16 protein-coding genes are annotated in these 17,928 nt (G+C 37.0%); 4 read left to right on the top strand and 12 right to left on the bottom strand.

Annotated elements, in window-relative coordinates; all coding sequences use genetic code 11:
- Positions 1-30 precede the first annotated feature (30 nt).
- The 7 genes from rsmB to gmk form a co-directional block, all read right to left on the bottom strand.
- Positions 31-1,383 carry a 16S rRNA (cytosine(967)-C(5))-methyltransferase RsmB gene (rsmB, locus tag ACN6MX_RS05130; RefSeq protein WP_419961588.1) on the bottom strand — a complete coding sequence of 451 codons (1,353 nt, stop codon included), beginning with the start codon at positions 1,381-1,383 and terminating at the stop codon, positions 31-33.
- Entirely contained in the window at positions 1,380-2,321 is a 942-nt protein-coding gene (gene fmt / locus ACN6MX_RS05125) for a methionyl-tRNA formyltransferase (RefSeq protein ID WP_419961587.1), read from the bottom strand. The genes rsmB and fmt overlap by 4 nt, the downstream gene beginning before the upstream one ends.
- The gene (gene def, locus ACN6MX_RS05120; RefSeq protein WP_419961586.1) at positions 2,318-2,806 is read right to left on the bottom strand and encodes a peptide deformylase; all 489 of its coding nucleotides are present in this window, start codon (positions 2,804-2,806) and stop codon (positions 2,318-2,320) included. The genes fmt and def overlap by 4 nt, the downstream gene beginning before the upstream one ends.
- Before the next feature lie 23 nt (positions 2,807-2,829).
- A complete protein-coding gene (gene priA / locus ACN6MX_RS05115; RefSeq protein WP_419961585.1) occupies positions 2,830-5,241 on the bottom strand; it encodes a primosomal protein N' in 2,412 nt (803 codons plus the stop codon).
- Complete coding sequence (gene coaBC / locus ACN6MX_RS05110) at positions 5,238-6,443, bottom strand: bifunctional phosphopantothenoylcysteine decarboxylase/phosphopantothenate--cysteine ligase CoaBC (protein ID WP_419961584.1); 1,206 nt, start codon at positions 6,441-6,443, stop codon at positions 5,238-5,240. The genes priA and coaBC overlap by 4 nt, the downstream gene beginning before the upstream one ends.
- 108 nt (positions 6,444-6,551) lie before the next feature.
- Entirely contained in the window at positions 6,552-6,776 is a 225-nt protein-coding gene (gene rpoZ / locus ACN6MX_RS05105; protein WP_090562720.1) for a DNA-directed RNA polymerase subunit omega, read from the bottom strand.
- On the bottom strand, positions 6,777-7,397 hold the full coding sequence (gene gmk / locus ACN6MX_RS05100; protein ID WP_419962557.1) for a guanylate kinase: 621 nt from the start codon (positions 7,395-7,397) through the stop codon (positions 6,777-6,779). It lies immediately after the preceding gene.
- A 307-nt stretch (positions 7,398-7,704) separates the two neighbouring features.
- Between gmk and ACN6MX_RS05095 the strand changes: the two genes are divergently transcribed.
- Positions 7,705-9,390, top strand: coding sequence for an Rqc2 family fibronectin-binding protein (locus tag ACN6MX_RS05095; protein ID WP_419961583.1), 1,686 nt, complete (start codon positions 7,705-7,707; stop codon positions 9,388-9,390).
- 66 nt (positions 9,391-9,456) lie between these two features.
- Here the strand turns inward: ACN6MX_RS05095 and ACN6MX_RS05090 are convergent, their stop codons facing one another.
- Entirely contained in the window at positions 9,457-9,786 is a 330-nt protein-coding gene (locus tag ACN6MX_RS05090; protein WP_419961582.1) for a hypothetical protein, read from the bottom strand.
- 1,069 nt (positions 9,787-10,855) lie between these two features.
- Between ACN6MX_RS05090 and ACN6MX_RS05085 the strand changes: the two genes are divergently transcribed.
- Positions 10,856-12,214 carry an IS110 family transposase gene (locus tag ACN6MX_RS05085; protein ID WP_419959370.1) on the top strand — a complete coding sequence of 453 codons (1,359 nt, stop codon included), beginning with the start codon at positions 10,856-10,858 and terminating at the stop codon, positions 12,212-12,214.
- Between the two features lie 587 nt (positions 12,215-12,801).
- Here ACN6MX_RS05085 and ACN6MX_RS05080 read toward each other — a convergent pair.
- From ACN6MX_RS05080 to ACN6MX_RS05070, 3 genes are all read right to left on the bottom strand, one after another.
- Complete coding sequence (locus ACN6MX_RS05080; protein WP_419961581.1) at positions 12,802-13,638, bottom strand: YitT family protein; 837 nt, start codon at positions 13,636-13,638, stop codon at positions 12,802-12,804.
- A gap of 80 nt (positions 13,639-13,718) precedes the next feature.
- On the bottom strand, positions 13,719-14,621 hold the full coding sequence (locus ACN6MX_RS05075) for a LysR family transcriptional regulator (protein WP_419961580.1): 903 nt from the start codon (positions 14,619-14,621) through the stop codon (positions 13,719-13,721).
- A 461-nt stretch (positions 14,622-15,082) separates the two neighbouring features.
- Positions 15,083-15,514, bottom strand: a complete 432-nt coding sequence (locus ACN6MX_RS05070; protein ID WP_419961579.1) for a nucleoside 2-deoxyribosyltransferase — start codon at positions 15,512-15,514, stop codon at positions 15,083-15,085.
- A 154-nt stretch (positions 15,515-15,668) separates the two neighbouring features.
- Here ACN6MX_RS05070 and ACN6MX_RS05065 point away from each other — a divergent pair, with 154 nt between their 5' ends.
- Positions 15,669-16,331, top strand: a complete 663-nt coding sequence (locus ACN6MX_RS05065; protein WP_419961578.1) for a VTT domain-containing protein — start codon at positions 15,669-15,671, stop codon at positions 16,329-16,331.
- Between the two features lie 121 nt (positions 16,332-16,452).
- Here ACN6MX_RS05065 and ACN6MX_RS05060 read toward each other — a convergent pair whose 3' ends face one another.
- Positions 16,453-17,391 carry a Gfo/Idh/MocA family protein gene (locus tag ACN6MX_RS05060; protein ID WP_419961577.1) on the bottom strand — a complete coding sequence of 313 codons (939 nt, stop codon included), beginning with the start codon at positions 17,389-17,391 and terminating at the stop codon, positions 16,453-16,455.
- Positions 17,392-17,540: 149 nt separating this feature from the next.
- Between ACN6MX_RS05060 and ACN6MX_RS05055 the strand changes: the two genes are divergently transcribed.
- A complete protein-coding gene (locus ACN6MX_RS05055) occupies positions 17,541-17,816 on the top strand; it encodes a small, acid-soluble spore protein, alpha/beta type (protein ID WP_419961576.1) in 276 nt (91 codons plus the stop codon).
- The last annotated feature ends 112 nt before the right edge of the window (positions 17,817-17,928 follow it).

Below are 17,928 nucleotides of genomic sequence, written 5' to 3'. Positions count from 1 at the left end.
ACCTCTTTTGAATTTGGCAAAGAGTGGTCACTATTTCTTTTTTTGAAATAGAGCTACATAAAATCCATCACTACGTAAATCTTGCGGAAAAATCTGAAGAGTTCCTTCTTTTTCCTGATTCTTTATACGTTTAATAACGTCTGGAAAATCTTGAAGTTCCATATCTGGATGTGCATCTAGAAATAATTGGGTAGTTCCTTCGTTTTCTTCCAAATCGACTGTACAAGTACTATATACCATTAATCCATCCGGTTTTAATAGTTTATATGCTTCATCGAGTAAATTCATTTGAATAGGTTTAAGGGTAGCAAAATCTTTTTCTTTTTTCGTATATTTAATATCAGGCTTACGTTTCATCACACCAAGTCCACTGCATGGTGCATCCACAAGTATGCGATCAAATGATTGTTCTGCATAACTTTCACTAGCTTTTCTTCCATCCATCTCCACTGTTTCAATAAAACTAAAGCCTAAACGCTCTGCATTTTCTTCCACTAGCTTTAATTTATGCTGGTGAATATCCATTGCCACAAGTTTCCCTGTGTTTTTCATTTTTTCGGCAATATGAGTTGTTTTACCTCCAGGTGCTGAACACATATCAAGAACAGTCATTCCAGGTTCTGGCTGCAAAACATAAGCGGGAATCATAGAACTTTCATCTTGAATTGTTACAAAGCCCTCTTGATATGCAGTTGTTTTAGCTGCTTGTCCATTAAATAAGTAAATACACTCTGGAATGATTTCACTTTTAGCCACTACATGTCCTTCTTGAGTCATTAGGTGAAGTACTTGATCAACCGTTCGCTTAAATAAGTTTACTCGCAACGTCGTAACAGGTGGTTCATTATTTTCCTTCAACATCTTCTCCGTCGTTTCAAAACCATATTGCGATATGAAACGCTTCACCATCCAAAGTGGATGGCTTGTTTCGATGGACAATCGTTCTTCTCTATCTTTAATATCTTCCGTTGAACGAACGCCCGCTCTTAAAACAGACCTTAATATTCCATTAACTGCTGAGGCAATTCCTTTATGACCTCTTCTTTTTGCGATTTCAACCGCCTCATTAACAGCTGCATGATCAGGGATACGCGATAAATAATGGATTTGATACAAAGATAGGCGGAGTAATTGTTTAACCCAGTCATCTAATTTTCCTTTTATAAAAGGTTGTAAATAATAATCTAATGTCATTTTATATTGAAGTGTGCCATATGTTAACTCAGTCAGTAATGCACGGTCTTTCGGGTCAATCGTATATTTTTCTATCGTTTGGTGTAACAGTAAATTACTATAAGCTTGCTGCTTTTCAACAGCCATTAATATAGTAAGTGCAGCATCTCGAACATTACCAGTCCAAATTTTTTCGCTTTTTTTCGTCATTCAAATATATCTCCTATTCGCAATTTAGAGCCTACGCCGCGTAAATAATCCTCAGCGGACATTTTCTTTTTACCAGCTGGTTGTAATTCATTAATGCGAATTGTTCCAGACTTTCCAGTTTGAACAACGAAATAATCTGACTCAATTTTCACAACAGTTCCGGGTTTTTCATTCGTCTGAATGGAAGTGGTATCTGCCTTCCAAATCTTCACAACCTGTCCATCTAATGTTGTATAAGCTACAGGCCAAGGGTGTAGCCCACGAATTTGATTGTGTATTTGCAACGTCGAATTATTCCAATCTATTCTTTCTTGTTCACGTGAAATATTTTTAGCAAAAGTTACTTTTGTGTCATCCTGTTTAGTGCGACTATTCGTTTTTGCAATAATCGAAGGTAATGTCTCTTTAAGTAGCTCAGAACCTATTGCACTTAGCTTTTCAAATAACAGACCAGTATCATCCGTATGTTCAATTGATATTTCGCTTTGCGATATGATATCTCCAGCGTCTAACTTTTCTTCCATATACATTATTGTTACACCTGTTTTACTTTGACCATCTATAATTGCCTGATGAATTGGGGCTCCGCCACGATAAGCAGGTAGTAACGATGCATGAACATTAATACAGCCAAGCTCAGGAACTTCTAACAATTCTTTTGGAAGAATCTGCCCGAAAGCAGCAGTAATGATTAAATCTGGCTTTAGAGCGATAATTTGGTCTAGCTCCTCTGATCCCTTTAGTTTATTTGGTTGAATGACAGGCAACCCAAGTTGTATAGCCTCTTCTTTAACAGGAGGTGCAGTCAATACTTTTTTTCTACCTACTGGTCGATCTGGTTGAGTCACGACAGCCTTTACCTTATAGCCTTCCTCCACTAACATTCTTAGGATAGGTGCTGAAAATGCTGGGGTACCCATGAAGATAATAGATGTCATACTTCTTCCACCTCATTTTCAAGTTCTTCCAGTTCAACATAACGAATAACCTTTGTCGTAAATAAAACACCATGTAAATGATCTATTTCATGTAAAATGGCTCTTGCTTCATAATCCTCTGCTTGTAATTCATATAAAGCCCCTGTTCGATCCTGAGCTTCTACTTTCACATAAAATGGACGTTCTACTTCTCCATAAATGTCTGGAAAACTTAAGCAACCTTCCACTTCTATTTCTGATCCTCCGATTTCTACTATCTCTGGATTGATCATTTCGATAATATCCTGACCTTCGCCTAAGTCAACGATTGCTGCTTGAATAGATTCTCCGACCTGTGGTGCAGCTATTCCAATTCCATCAGAAGCGACCATTGTGTCGTACATATCATCTAAAAGCTTGGCTAGTTTGGTATCAAATACAGTAATGTCTTCACATTTCTTTAATAATACATCATTTGGATGTGTAATAATTGGACGTATTGCCATTTCTTTTCCTCTTTTCATGCACCTTATAAAATAGTAGATGGATCCAAATCAATAGTCAAAATGATTCCTTTTTTTATCCACTCGGTTCGGTATATTTTTATTAATTGTTGAAGCTTTTCTACTAAAATTGGTTCTTTTTTGTATTTTATCAAACATTGGTAACGATATCTATTTTGTATTTTACTGATTGCACTAGAAGTTGGTCCAATTACCATCGTGGAGGAAGATAAATTTGCACGTAACCAATCGGTTGCTAATTTTGCATATTCCGCAGCTAACAGTACATTTTCATGGGTTACCTGAACAAGTGTTAAATAGTAAAAAGGTGGATATTCGAACTGTTTTCGCACCAGCATTTCTTTATGATAGAAAGGCTCATACAACTGTGATTTCGAATATTCTATTGCATAATGCTCCGGTGTATACGTTTGGATATACACTTGACCTTCTTTATCATGTCTGCCAGCCCGTCCACTAACTTGTGTCATTAGCTGAAATGTTTTTTCGGCTGCTCTAAAATCGGCTAAGTGCAAAGTTGTATCCGCATTTAATACACCAACAAGCGTAATATTCGGGAAATCTAACCCTTTTGCTATCATTTGAGTTCCAAGTAAGATATCCGCTTCGCCATCTCCGAATTGTTTTAAAATTCGTTCATGTGAACCTTTCGTTCTAGTTGTATCTACATCCATTCGAAGTACTCTAGCGTAAGGAAATAACTTAGTGATCTCTTCTTCTACTTTTTGAGTACCTGTTCCAAAAAAGCGAATATGCTCACTAGAACATTCTGGACATTGCTTAGGCACTGGTTCTTCATGTCCACAATAATGACATTTAAGCTGCTCCCCCTCTCGGTGATAGGTGAGCGAAATATCACAATTGTCGCATTCTACTACAGTTCCACAGTCTCTACATAATACAAAGGAAGAAAATCCTCTTTTATTTAAAAATAATACAATTTGTTCTTTTTTATCTAACTTTTCTCTGATAGCATCCGCAAGGTCTACACTAAACATAGAACGATTTCCACTTTTTAACTCTGCACGCATGTCCACAACATTTACGAATGGTAATGACTGTTCTTTCGCACGCATCTGCAAAGTTAACAAACTGTACACTCCCTTTGAAGCACGTGCATACGATTCAAGTGAAGGAGTTGCGCTTCCTAAAATAACTGGACACCCGTGAAAATTACTTCTCCAAATGGCTACATCTCTAGCATGGTATCTTGGCGTATCTTCCTGCTTATAGGTCGACTCATGCTCCTCGTCTAAAATAATCAAACCTAGGTTTTTAAATGGTGCGAATATTGCAGATCTAGCTCCTACAACAACCTTTACTTCACCTCGCCAGATTTTACGCCATTCATCAAACTTTTCTCCAACTGATAATCCACTATGCATTACAGCTACTTTATCGTCGAATCGTAATTTAAATCTTCTGGTCATTTGCGGAGTCAACGATATTTCAGGTACAAGCATAATTGCTTGTTTGCCTTCATTGATTGACTTTTCAATTGCATTTAAATATATTTCTGTTTTGCCGCTACCAGTAATGCCATGTAAAAGAAAAGTAGTAGGCTGATCTTTATCCTGTGCGTCATTGATCTGAGCTAGCGCTTCCTGTTGTTCATCAGTCAATTTAAATCTGTGGTCTTTATCGTTATACTCTAGACTACTTATTTCACGGTATATTTCTTTATTTTCTTTTTCTAGTATTCCTTTATCGATTAAAGCTTTAACCGTATGATTATTTGTTTGTGCAGAATCTTTAAGTTCTGCCATAGTAAAGGAAGGTTGCTTTTGCATAAATAGCCATTCGATTAGCTCTTTTTGTTTAACCGCATTTTTGGGGAGTTCACTTAGTTGGGCATGAACTAGCTCCTTGTTCTCCACCATACGATATTTGGCGATTGTCTTTACCTTTCCATGTTGCTTAATAACAGTCTCCAACTGGAAGTTACCTTGATCTAGATACTTTTTCAACTGCTTTAATAACCCAGCTTTTTCAAAAACATCATACGATATATTATTTTTTGAACCAAATAAAGCTAGCGTCTCTATATCTACCCCATCTGACTCTACTAGCAGAATTTCTTTTTTATATGTAGCACGGAGAGCAGCTGGTAGCATTACTTGAAGTGCATCTATTTCATAGCATAATGTTTTATTGGTCATCCATTTGGAAAGCTGTAATAATTCTTCGGTTATTACGGGTTCTACATCAATTATAGAGATTATTTCTTTCAGTTTGGATACATCTAAATCAGAATGCTCTTTTATATTCGTTATAAATCCTTGTACTTTTCTATTTCCAAAAGGAACATGTACACGACTTCCACGCTCAATAACAGTTTCTAATTTTTCAGGAACAATATAGTCAAAAGGCCGATCAATAGGATAAGCTGATACATCGACAATAACTTCTACTATCATTTGACATCATCTTTCTCCAATTGAATAATTGTTTGCAGTATTTGTAACGCAAGCTCTTTCTTGCTTTGATGAGGAAAATACTGTTCTATATTTTTACCAACTAACGTAACAGCATTCGTATCTGTTCCAAATCCTGAGCCCGCTTCGGTCACGTCATTAGCAATAATATAATCTGCATTTTTCTTTACCAGCTTGCCTTCAGCATAATGGATTACATCATTTGTTTCTGCTGCAAAGCCTATTAATAATTGGTCCTTTTTTCGTTTACCCAGTTCCAATAGAATATCGGTAGTTCTTTCTAACACAATAGTAGAATCACCAGCTTGCTTTTTCATCTTCTGAGAATATACTTCTTTTGGTTTATAATCTGCCACGGCAGCAGTTTTTATAACTATAGAAGCTGTCTCAAAATGAAGCAACACGGCATCAAGCATTTCTTTTGCACTTTCTACGGAAACAAGCGTAACGTTTGCTGGAGCACTCAAACTGACAGGACCAGAGATCAATATAGTTTCTGCTCCTAGACTTGCTGCAGCCTCGGCCATAGCATATCCCATTTTCCCACTAGAAAAATTAGTCAAAAATCGGACAGGGTCAATTCTCTCTCTAGTTGGACCTGCCGTTACGACAACTTTTGTTCCTTTTAAAGGTAGTTCTTTCGGTCCAAAATGTGCCACTACCAACTGCACTATTTTCTCTGGTTCTTCTAATCGACCTTTCCCTACATATCCACATGCTAAAAAACCTTCAGAAGGCTCGATAAACTGATAACCATCACTTGAAAGTTGAGTAATATTACGTATAACAGCAGCATGTTCATACATATGTACATTCATTGCAGGTGCTATCCATACATCCGCAGTTGTTGCCAATAACGTAGTAGTCACCATATCATCCGCAATACCATTTGCAAGCTTGCCGATTACATTGGCAGTCGCAGGAGCTACAATAACTAAATCTGCCCAGTCTGCTAAATCGATATGTGCTATAACGCTAGAGTCTTTTTCATCAAATGTATCAAAATACACATCATTTCTAGACATAGCCTGAAAGCTTAATGGCTGAACAAATTCCATTGCCGATTTTGTCATCATTACTTTTACATTTGCCCCTGCTTGTGTCAATTTACTAACCAATGCAACCGCTTTATAAACGGCAATACCACCAGTAACACAAACAAGAATTTTTTTAGAAGTTAACAACTTGAATTCTCCCCTCTAAACAACAACCTCCCAAAGAACCGTACATTCTTTGGGAGGTTGCAGTTAATCCGCAGCTTGTTGAGACATCTACTTGCGTATTGTTAAATATTATACTTCGTCTTCATAAACAACAGAATCACTAGATGATTGTATAGTAAGTTCACCAGCTGCAACTTCTTCTAACGCTCTCCCAACTTGCTTATGAGATACATATGAAATCAGACGTTCGCCGCCTTCTTCTTGTAGTTGGCGTGCTCTTTTAGAAGCAACACTCACTAAAGAATATTTTGAATCGATTTGGGTTTTTAAAGAATCTACAGATGGATATAACATTTATAATTCTCCTTCCAGCATAGCTGAATATCTTTTTTCTACACGTTCACGTCGACAATGTTCTGCTACTACAATTGCGTTAATTTTCGCGCATGCTTTAGCCACTTCATCGTTCTCTACAACATAATCATATAAATGCATCATTTCAAGCTCTTGTCGTGCAGCTTTAATCCTTGAACTGATGACATCTTCTGTTTCCGTTCCTCTACCTATAAGTCTTTGCTCGAGCTCAGACAGGCTTGGAGGCGCAAGGAAAATAAATAGTGCTTCTGGAGCTTTTTCGCGAACAAGCGCCGCTCCTTGGACTTCGATTTCTAAAAACACATCTCGTCCAGAATCTAACGTAGCATTTACATAGTCGATAGGTGTCCCATAGTAATTTCCTACGTAGGATGCATACTCCAACAACTTACCTTCTTCAATTAGCTGTTCAAACTCTTCTTTTTGTTTAAAGAAATAGTCTACTCCATCCACTTCACCTTCACGAGGACTTCTCGTAGTCATGGATATAGAATACTCATAGTTTGTTCCTGGCTCTGAAAATAATTCTTTTCTGACTGTCCCTTTACCTACTCCTGACGGACCTGATAAAACGATCAATATACCTTTTTCTCTTCGCATAACGTCTCCTTCAAATACAGTCATACTACGTCGACTTCAACAATTACATACTTAACTGATTATAACACAAGTACGGTGGAAAATGATAAGATATATAAGAAAAGTGCAAGCGCCTATGTAAGCCCCGACAGGTAAATTTGCAAAAGCAAGGAGGCAGCTCTCCTCAGCCACCACAGCTTTTTCACATTTGACCCCGAGGGGCTAGGCGCTGGAACTAGACAAATAAGAAAAGCACAAGACGCCACTTTACTTTGACGGTAGGCGCCAGTCGCTAAATACAAAATAATGTTTTGAAAGAGGATTACTTATGGCTTTTGATGGTTTATTTACAATATCAATGACAACCGAATTACAGCAACTCGTGACAGGTCGTATTTCTAAAATTCACCAACCAAATGCACAGGAAATATTAATGCATATAAGAGCTCAAGGTAAAAATTATAAACTATTGTTCTCTGTACATTCATCCTATTCCCGTGTACAAATTACCAATGAAACAATCGATAACCCAGCCCAACCGCCACTTTTTTGTATGGTGCTACGAAAACATTTAGAAGGCGGAATAATTACTGGCATTCATCAACACGAAAGCGATCGAATTATTATTTTCCAAATACAGAGCAAAAATGAAATTGGTGATGATATCTCACGTGAAATTCATATGGAAATTATGGGACGTCATAGCAATTTACTATTAATCGATCCTTCTCGTAATCTAATCTTGGAGAGTATTAAGCATCTATCTCCTTCCATGAATAGTTATCGTACTATTTTACCTGGTCAACCATATATCGCACCGCCTTCTCAAAATAAGCTGAATCCACAGGAAATTTCGGAAACACTTGAAGGAGTACTTCGATCAGCCAGTGACCCTAAAGAGATTATGGACCAAATTTCTGGTTTTTCTCCACTGCATGCCAAGGAATTAATGTATAGATTCCAAAATTCCGCGGATAGAGTTAAAATTTATAAGGAATTTGTTCAGGAGATTAAGCAAGGTGGCTCTACAAAGCAAATTGTAGAGGTAAAAGGGAAAACCTTCTATTCACCTAATGCTTTGACACATTTAGATGGCGACAAATTTAATGAAGAAAGCTTAGGTAATCTACTCGATCGCGTTTATTTCGCCAAAGCAGAACGCGACCGTGTAAAACAGCAGGCTGGCGATTTAGAAAAATGGCTTCAAAACGAATTAAACAAATTGAAGTTAAAAATGAAAAAACTCCAAAAAGACTTTGAACAAGCAGAGAACTTGGATACGTATCAGCTCTTCGGTGAACTATTAATGGCAAATGCCTACGCAATTGATAAAGGATTGAAGGAAATAGAGCTTGTTAATTATTATGACGAAAATGAAAAAAAAGTCGTTATTCCGTTAGATACAAGAAAAACAGCTACACAAAATGCACAAAGGTATTATAGCCGCTATACAAAAGCAAAAACTGCATTACTAAAAATTGAACAGCAATTTGAAATAACCAAAGAAGATATAGCTTATTTCGAATTGTTACTTCAACAAGTAATGCAAGCATCTCCAACTGACATAGAGGAAATTAGAGAAGAACTTATGGAGCAGGGCTTATTAAAAGCAAGGGCCTCGAAAAAGAAGAAAAAGCCAACGAAACCGACACCTGAAAAGTACATTGCTTCGGACGGCACCGAAATTGCAGTAGGTAAAAACAATAAACAGAATGATTTTGTTACATTTAAGTTAGCTCGTAAAACCGATACATGGCTTCATACGAAGGATATCCCTGGATCACATGTAGTAATACATTCTGATAATCCTTCGGAAACTGCACTATTAGAAGCAGCGAATCTGGCAGCGTATTTTAGTAAGGCTCGTGAATCAGCTTCGGTACCAGTAGATTATACAGTGATTAAACAGGTAAAGAAGCCAAGTGGGGCAAAGCCTGGTTTTGTTATTTATTTTGAGCAGACTACATTGTTCGTAACTCCGGATGAAGAGAAAATTAGACATATGAAGAAATAGAAATATGAGAACAACAGGTCTGATGGAAGTAATTTTCCATCAGACCTGTTCATTATTTACATCTACTTATTTCATAGCTTTTCTTAAAACCATAAAACCTTTCCTAAATAATTTTGTATTTTCTACAATATCAATGATAACCGCTTCTAATAAAGAAACAATGAATACAATAAAAAGTATAATAATTGTAATTATATCGGAAGCTTTTTCGAAAGAATTTGGATTATGAGTGATAAAGTTGAGTTTGATATAAAAAAAGAGCATACCTATGCAAAAAGAAAACACCGGTATATATTTCATGAAGCCTTTGGATACCTTTTTCCCTAAAAAATAGGTAATACAAGCAGCTAGACACATTAAAGTTAAACAAACTAGTATGGCCATCTTAAAACTCATTTGAGCACCTCTTTCATAGTAAGGTAAAATCTTTTTAATTTGTTAGAGTTACAAAAGCATTATCCTACTCTATTCGTAAAATTTTAAAGATAACACTTAGTCATAAAGAAACTAAACATGCTCAAGCCTCGATTCAGAATGCTTAATCTGATAAAATTTTAAGCCCCATACTTCAAGCCAATAAAGTTTACCCAATACCAGAAAGGTTTATGCTGAATTTACATGCTTAAACGTATTCTATTATTGGTGAGGTTAAAGTAGCTTTTACAACAATTTCCATAGTAATTATGTCATTAAACCATAAGAAACCCAGGCAAAAAAATGCCCGGTCTTTTAAGGTTAAAACCTGTTTTTAGTGTTTCTGAAGTGCTTTGGACAGACGTTTCGCTATATTATTACCGGTTGATTCTTTAAAGAAGCTGGTCGTGACTGAAGTCACGACCAGCTTCTTTTTTCTTCGTTAACTTTATGGCGTTTGTCCCGCATTAACGGGCAGTAGATAACTGCCCATAAAAGCCCGAATGGTTCAGTCCAACAGGATGTTGGTCACTCAGGCATTGCCGCACGACGCGGCATTATTTGCCTGAGTTCAGTTTTTAAATCAGTGGAAAAAAAAAACCCATTGATTGAGTTTCACTTTTTCTGTCCGTCGCCCTTCTACAACTCATAGAAACAGTTCAGTGCATTTTGGGATAGCTAGAGAAAAGCTACTTTCTATTCATAGACTAAGCGCCAGAAGATGCAATTTCTGGTGCTATTTCACTTCTTTATTCAGTAAACACTTACCATTTCTCTAAACTTCCACTAGTAGACAGATGAGAAGTCACATCGACGCGCGAGCTGTGGTGATGGCTCATCGCTCACCCCGTGAAAAGCGTCCACCTGAAACGGAAATCAGTAGCATTATTCTCTCTTAAAAGTATCTGGAACTCATTGTTCATGGTACATTTTTTATACTTTCTGGTGTGTGAAATAATGAGTTTCGAAACAAAAAAGCCCCAGTGACTATGTTAGGATTGATACTTAACCAAGTAATTCAATCACCCACCCTAGAAGGAGGACATAATCAATGAGACTACTTAATGGTAAACAAGGTTTAAGAAGAAGTCAATTCGCAAAAGAACTTAGAGGTACCGATTTAGAAAAAGTATTGCTTGTTCCGATTGATGTTTCAAAGGTTTTGCAGAAAGCGATGATACTGAATTATTTTGGCGATGTGATTCACATCCCATTTTCATTCATGGTCAGCCAGACTGGCATGCAACTCCTTATTAAAGAGATCGAGGAGGCCAAACAGACTTGTCAAGCTGAACAGGTATTTGTGGGCATCGAAGCGACTGGCCATTACTACGAAGACATCGTACGTATTTTAACAGATGCGGGTTATTCTGTTCATATCATTAACCCATCTTCTACACATGAAGAACGGAAACAACATCTTACGTACACAAAAACGGATGACATCGATTTGTATCTGATTGCCGAGGCATTGGTGGGCAATAAAGCGACCAACTCCAAACTGCCTTCAGGCATGTACAAAGAACTTCAAAATCTTACACGCGCAAGAAGAAGTGAAATTAATAAGCGCTCTCGTATCAAAATGGAAATTCGGGTCGTCCATGATCATATCTGGCGTGAATACCAAGGAATCAGCGTGCTCGTTGATAAGAAAGTCAAAACGAAAACAATCTTTAGTGATTTTTGGGGAAAAGCCAGTCTTCATCTGTTAACCCATTATCCACACGCTTCTCAAATTCTTGAACTGGGAGAGGATGGATTACAGGAATTGTCCAAAAAACATAACCTAAAAATCCGCAAAACAACGATGGACAAGCTTCTCTTCGCAGCCAATGAAAGTGTCTCCAAGCCATTAGACCAGCTTTCAAGCGAGTTATTTCTCTTGAAAAAAAAGCTGAAAGCGTATGAATGGGCTACCCAAACAATTAAAGAGTACGAGGAGGAAATTGAACGTATATTCGTTCAAACCGATGGAATCTTTCTCCTGACCGTGCCGGGCATAGGACTTGTAACAGCTGCCGAAATCTACTGTGAAATGGGAGACCTTTCTCATTACACGAATGCCGGTCAGCTGATTAAAAAAGCTGGTACTAACCCTGTCATAAAACAATCGGGACCGGGAGGCGGGTATTTTGGACGTATATCCAAACAAGGAAATGCCAACCTGCGTAGGGCTATCTATACCGCCGGACGATGCCTTGCCAGACACAATGAGGCCCTGAAGCCTTTTTGTATCCGTTTAAAGGAAAAAGGCAAAAAGGCTGGAAAAATTAATATCGCGATGGGGAACAAGTTTATTAAAATTGCCTTTGCCATGTTAAAAAATCAGAAACCGTTTGAATGGGATGACCCAGAATTCAAATATGAACAGGAAATCTCTAAAAAATTAACACTACCTTTAGCTGCTTAAAGCAAACATAAACAGGTACCCTTCTTTTGGTTCGAGTGGAGATCGAATCAAACTTTCATGAGGCCGAGACCTCGCAGATAAGCCTTATCCCACTCGTTCTGTAAATGCGAATCAGTACGTTAAATTCTAAATTTGAACGCAATGCCAGAATGCATCCATGCAGTACAAGAAAAACGAGTGAATGCCCATTTCTGAATCAAAAAAAGGGTACCTGTTATATAAACAACTTGGTTAATTACTACTTGTAAAAAAAAGGATTTTTTGCGGTAGGCGTGTTTGAGTTACTCTAAAACTGGAAAAAAGTATTTGACATTGTACGCTTATCTTTTAAGAAAAACCAGGCAAAAAAAAGATGCCCAGTCCTTTAAGGTCAGAAACTGTTTCGAGCGTTTGTGAAGAAATTTGGACAAACTAACTATTATTTCTAGTTTTATGAAAGGGTGGTCGTGACTGACTGACGCCGTCACAACCACCCTTTCTTCTTGGTAATTTATTAATCTGTTCAGTAATGTCATTGGCAATACAGATTTTGTCATTCTAAAATAGAGAATTATTTCATCCGACATAATAGATTCTAAAATTTCATTCTAGCTGACACTAAAACTACTACCCAATACATCGCGAACTTCATGGACGACAACAAATGCCTGCTCATCTACGCTGCTAACTGTTTGTTTTAATTGAACTAGTTCCTGTTGGTTGATGACAATATATAGAACTTCTTTTTGGTTCTGGCTATAGCCTCCGCGACCTTCTAGAATTGTTACCCCACGCGACATATTCGCTACGATAAATTGGCGGATTGCCTCAGAATGATCGGAAATAATTGTCACTGCAGTCCGATTATTCAGTCCCTCAATTACATAATCAATTACTTTGGAACCTAAAAACACCGCAACAAGCGTGTACATTGCTTTTTCTTGTCCAATAATGAATACGGAACCGGCAATAACGACAATATCAATGATGAGAACACCTTTCCCCAGACTCCAGCCTAAGTATTGATTGGCCAAACGTGCTATAATAGCGGACCCTCCAGAAGTTCCACCCGCTCTAAACATCATGCCAAGTCCGAGGCCTACAAATACCCCTGAGAAAAGTGCAGCTAGCAAGGTGTCACCATTCAATTGATGTCCTACGTCTTCGGTTATGAACAGAAAAAAGGAGGAGAAAATAATTCCGATTACTGTATAAATCATTGTCTTTCTATCAAAAAACTTATAGCCTATTACCAAAAGAATAGCGTTAATAATTAAGTTCACAACACCCGGTGACCATTCAAACAAATAATAGGTAATAACGGTGACCCCGATTACGCCTCCTTCGGATAAACGGTATGGTATTGCAAAATAGTTAATACCCACCGCAAATAATAGCGATCCAATAATGATTAATAATATTTCTTTGATACGTTGCTTTGCCATATTATGTAGTTCCTCCTGCTGATTGAATCAGCCAAAATAGACATTTAGTTAAAATAGAGCTAAACGCCACTTTATGTAATTTACTGTAGGTCTTCCGACTCCCATTTTTGAGCATGTTTCTCGATTATTTCAATTAATTTATTCATAGCTGGCGTTAGCCACTTATCTTTGTGATACGCAAGTTGAGTAGTCACAAATTCTTCGCTATGCTCCCAGGGTAAAGCGACTAAACTGCCTCGCTCCAGTTCTTCTTTCACCGTCATCAATGGTAAATAAGAAAGACCTAAGCCACATTTCACGGATTGTTTAATAGCTTCGATGTTCCAAAAAGCAATGCGTGAACATCCAATACCTTCTTCTTTAATCCATCTTTCTAACAAATCGCGATAGCTCCCCGTTTCAGTAAGAAGTAATACTTCACCTTCCAAATCTTTTGGAGATATAACGGTTTTATCGCATAAACGGTGACCTGCCGGCGCAATCATTACTAGCGTCTCTTTAACTAAATCACTCGTGACAACATCGGATCCTAGTTTCTCAGGATTTGTAAATAAAGCCAAGTCAAATTTTCCTGATTTCAATTCATTATTTAATTCTTGGCTTTCGGACGGTTGCAAAATAAGTTGAACATTTGGATACATCCTTTTAAATTCAAACAAAATAGTTGGTAACCTATATACCATTAAAGATTCATTTGCTCCGATTAATACTGTACCCGAAGGCTCATTACTTAACCGCGAGGAGTCGACCGCTTCCTGATAAAGTTGTAAGATTTCCTTTGCATACGAAGCTAAATGTATTCCGGCATCCGTCAAAACGACTGTTTTTCCTAATCGGTCAAAAAGTCGATTCCCAATTGCCTCCTCCAACGTTCTAACATGATTAGTCACTGTTGATTGTGTATAGCCCAACTGTTCACCAGCTCTCGTAAATCCACCACAATCAGCCACAACCAAAAAGGTTTTTAAATTGCGAAGTTCCATAGTTATTCCCCCTACCAATAATATTCCTCATATTGTATAGGAATCATATCTGAAAGACTATACTTTTTACCGCCAAGTGATATTATAGTATCTATTTCAACATTAATAAAATGAATTATTTTAATCAAAATCATTTGAAATATTAGGGTCATTACATTTTTGGATGAATAATTTTCAAAATGGTAAAAAGCACAATAAGAAGAGTGAGAAGCGCCAGCTGGGATCCTACAAAAAATGAGTCAGTCAAGAACCTACAGGAACGTAGCGAAAGTACCGAAAAATGATTTTTGAAGATAATAGTCTTTTTAACAAAAAACAGAACACTTCGGATGCAAAAGTGCATCCAAAGTGTTCTATTCCTTTTCTGTATTACATGCTTATAATTCAGCTGGGATTAGATTGACACAATTTTTTTTGGGGGTTACACCCTTTAAGCAAATTCTTTTACTCTAATTTGACCATTAAAGCATTTCACCTGTATAGAAAGAACTAGCTAGTTGGTCAAAATCATAGTCTTTAAGTTCTTCCAAAGTGATATTTGCGTGTGCACCTTCATGTACCATTAGATTACTGTTTTCACCAATATGTACTAAAATAACAGGCTTGTCAGTTGCGTAAGCATAACCAAGTTCCCAAGCAGTTCCACTATCTGAATAATTGCCATGATAGATACCTACAACAATTTCTGACCATTTAATGTATTTAATATCGTTCATAAATGTCTCGATTGACCACTGACGTGAACCAACTTGAACTTGCTCGTCCACTGGATTTCTCATAGGTGAAAATACCTTCAAGCTCTTTTCTTCTAAAATCTTCTCAACTCGTTCCAAATATTCAACCTCTTTATCATTAAAAAAGGGGCTTGCTAAATAAACTCTTTTCAATCTCATTTTCCTCCTCGACAATTTCTAAAGTAAGTTCTTGAACACATACAAAACAAGCTCAGTGAAAAAAACGAATTAATTGTCCTTTTTTTACTTTAATTTTGATAAACTTTCAAACATATAATAGGACCACTAGTTTCACAAAGGAGGTTGCATTCGCTTGCATAATTTATTTCACTTGATGCAGTCAATCGATATCGAGTTGAATCATTATATTGCGCTTTTTGGAAAACAGATATATGTTATTTTATTTATTATAGTTTTTGCAAAAACCGCCTTTGTAGTCCTAACTTTTTTACCAGGTGATGCAATATTGTTTACGAGTGGTACACTTGCCGCTACAGGACATTTGAATTTCTCGTTTTTAATAATACTATTCTTTATTGCGACTGTTGCTGGTGATGCCCAAAACTATTTCATTGGTAAGATGCTTGGTAGTTCTACCAACAAAACAAATAAATTTTCACTACTTAATTATATCTCCAAAAACTCAATTGAAAAAACAAACAAGTTTTTGATGAACTACGGTAAATTTGCAATTATGTTTTCTCGTTTCGTGCCATTACTTAATGCGACATTGCCATTCATTATTGGTTTTACAGCCTATTCCTTCAAACGTTTTATTACACTTAATATAGTTGGTGCCATTTTTTGGACGCTCATTTGGGTAGGTGCAGGCTATATACTCGGCAATCTTACCTGGGTAGAAGCTCATTTATTTATATCACTGCTAATTATTACAATCTTTAGCTTTATTCCACCAATAATTATGTTCGGTATTGAATATTCGAAAAGGAAAGCTGCAATCTCGGAAGTTTTTTGACGTTAATTTAAAGACACTCTATTTTTTTGCTTTCTTTTTATCATCCAAGACTGTTCTTGTTCGCGCTCCCACTTTCAGTTGATTTGCTTTGGTATGCGAGATCAAAAGATCGTGCATTTCATCACTTCAGCAACTGATCAATCCACCCTTGTACCTTCAGCCCCTCTTCAAACGGCACAATAAGAGACTGTTGACCATTTATCAAGCCATGACATACGTCCAGAAGACTTTCGGGCTGACTAGTTGGAAAGAGTTGAATAGCTTTCTGTTCCGTTTCGCTTACCCAAAGCTCTGACCAATTTTTAATCGTCATCACTTTTTTAGTTCCAAAAACCTTAAATTCGAGGCGTTCTTCCTGGCCGATTCCTGTCAAACCATTCAATATCATGGGAATTCCAGTTTTTGTTTTCCCTAATGCGGTTACTCCTGTTTCACAAAGTTTTGTGTTTTCTGGATAAGTCGTTTCATGAGAACTAATCGTCAAATCACCAAATAAATGGTACATGACCTGCAAATAATGGGGAAAGATTTCTCTTATGAAACCTCCTTGTTCTCTAGAGGCAATCCACGGATTTTGTTGCCATTTTCTTGGCCAATTTGGAAAGTATGTATGTAATTCTAAGCGAACAATCTTTCCAAGTGACGTGTTAGATAGCTCTTTTTTTAGCGCCTGTATAGCAGGACTATACATTAATGGAAAATGCATTGCTGTATGAACATTTGCTTTAACCGCAGCTTTTACCATTTTCACTCCATCATCATAATTATGTGCGAGAGGCTTTTCAGATAGAATATTCAAACCCTGTTTCGCTATTTGTTCTGCCAAAGGAGCATGGCTTACCGGAGGCGTTCCAATATAGACCCAGTTTGGTTGTGTAAAAAAAAGATCGTTCAGCGTTTCTGAAATAGGAAGTTGATACTTTTCTGAAACTTCCATCAGCCTTGTTTTATTCTCATCGAATATAGAGACAATTTCGCAATTAGGATGCGCTAAAATTTGGTTAATGATTCGTTCTCCTACAGCTCCTGTACCTATTAATCCAAAGGTAGTTTTTGACACTTATGTACACTCCTTGTCGCTTAACAATTTTCTTTGCTAGTCAATAGTTAATCACAACCAAAGAAGAAATGAAAGGTAAAAAATGATTTTGCTTAAAGAGTAATGTTTCATTTTACGGAAAGACTATATGCTGAAGGAGTGAAGAAAAAATGGCCAATAGAAATAAAATTTTAGTACCTTCTGCACGTGAGGAATTAGATAAATTAAAGGTTCGAGTAATGAAAGAACAAGGTTATCAAGTGAAAAGTAATAGTCCAGATGATGTAAAATACGAAATTGCAGATGAATTAAGTATTCCCTTGAACAAGGAATATAACGGCAAACTTACATCAGAGCAGGCCGGTAAAATTGGTGGACCGATTGGTGGTAGTATGGTGAAAGAAATGATTAGAATGGCTCAAGAACAAATGATAAAAAATAAATAGACGCATAAAAAACGCATGGTAGGGGATTATAAAGCTGAAATGGATCCACCGTCCATTCTCTCTTTGAAGAATTTGCCGCAACCATAACAAAATTAATTAGAAATTTAAAGTT

The sequence above is a fragment of the Psychrobacillus sp. BM2 genome, from assembly GCF_048572895.1.
Classification (GTDB): domain Bacteria; phylum Bacillota; class Bacilli; order Bacillales_A; family Planococcaceae; genus Psychrobacillus.
Note: the sequence above shows the minus strand (reverse complement) of the source record. Positions and strands in the feature narration are given on the sequence as shown.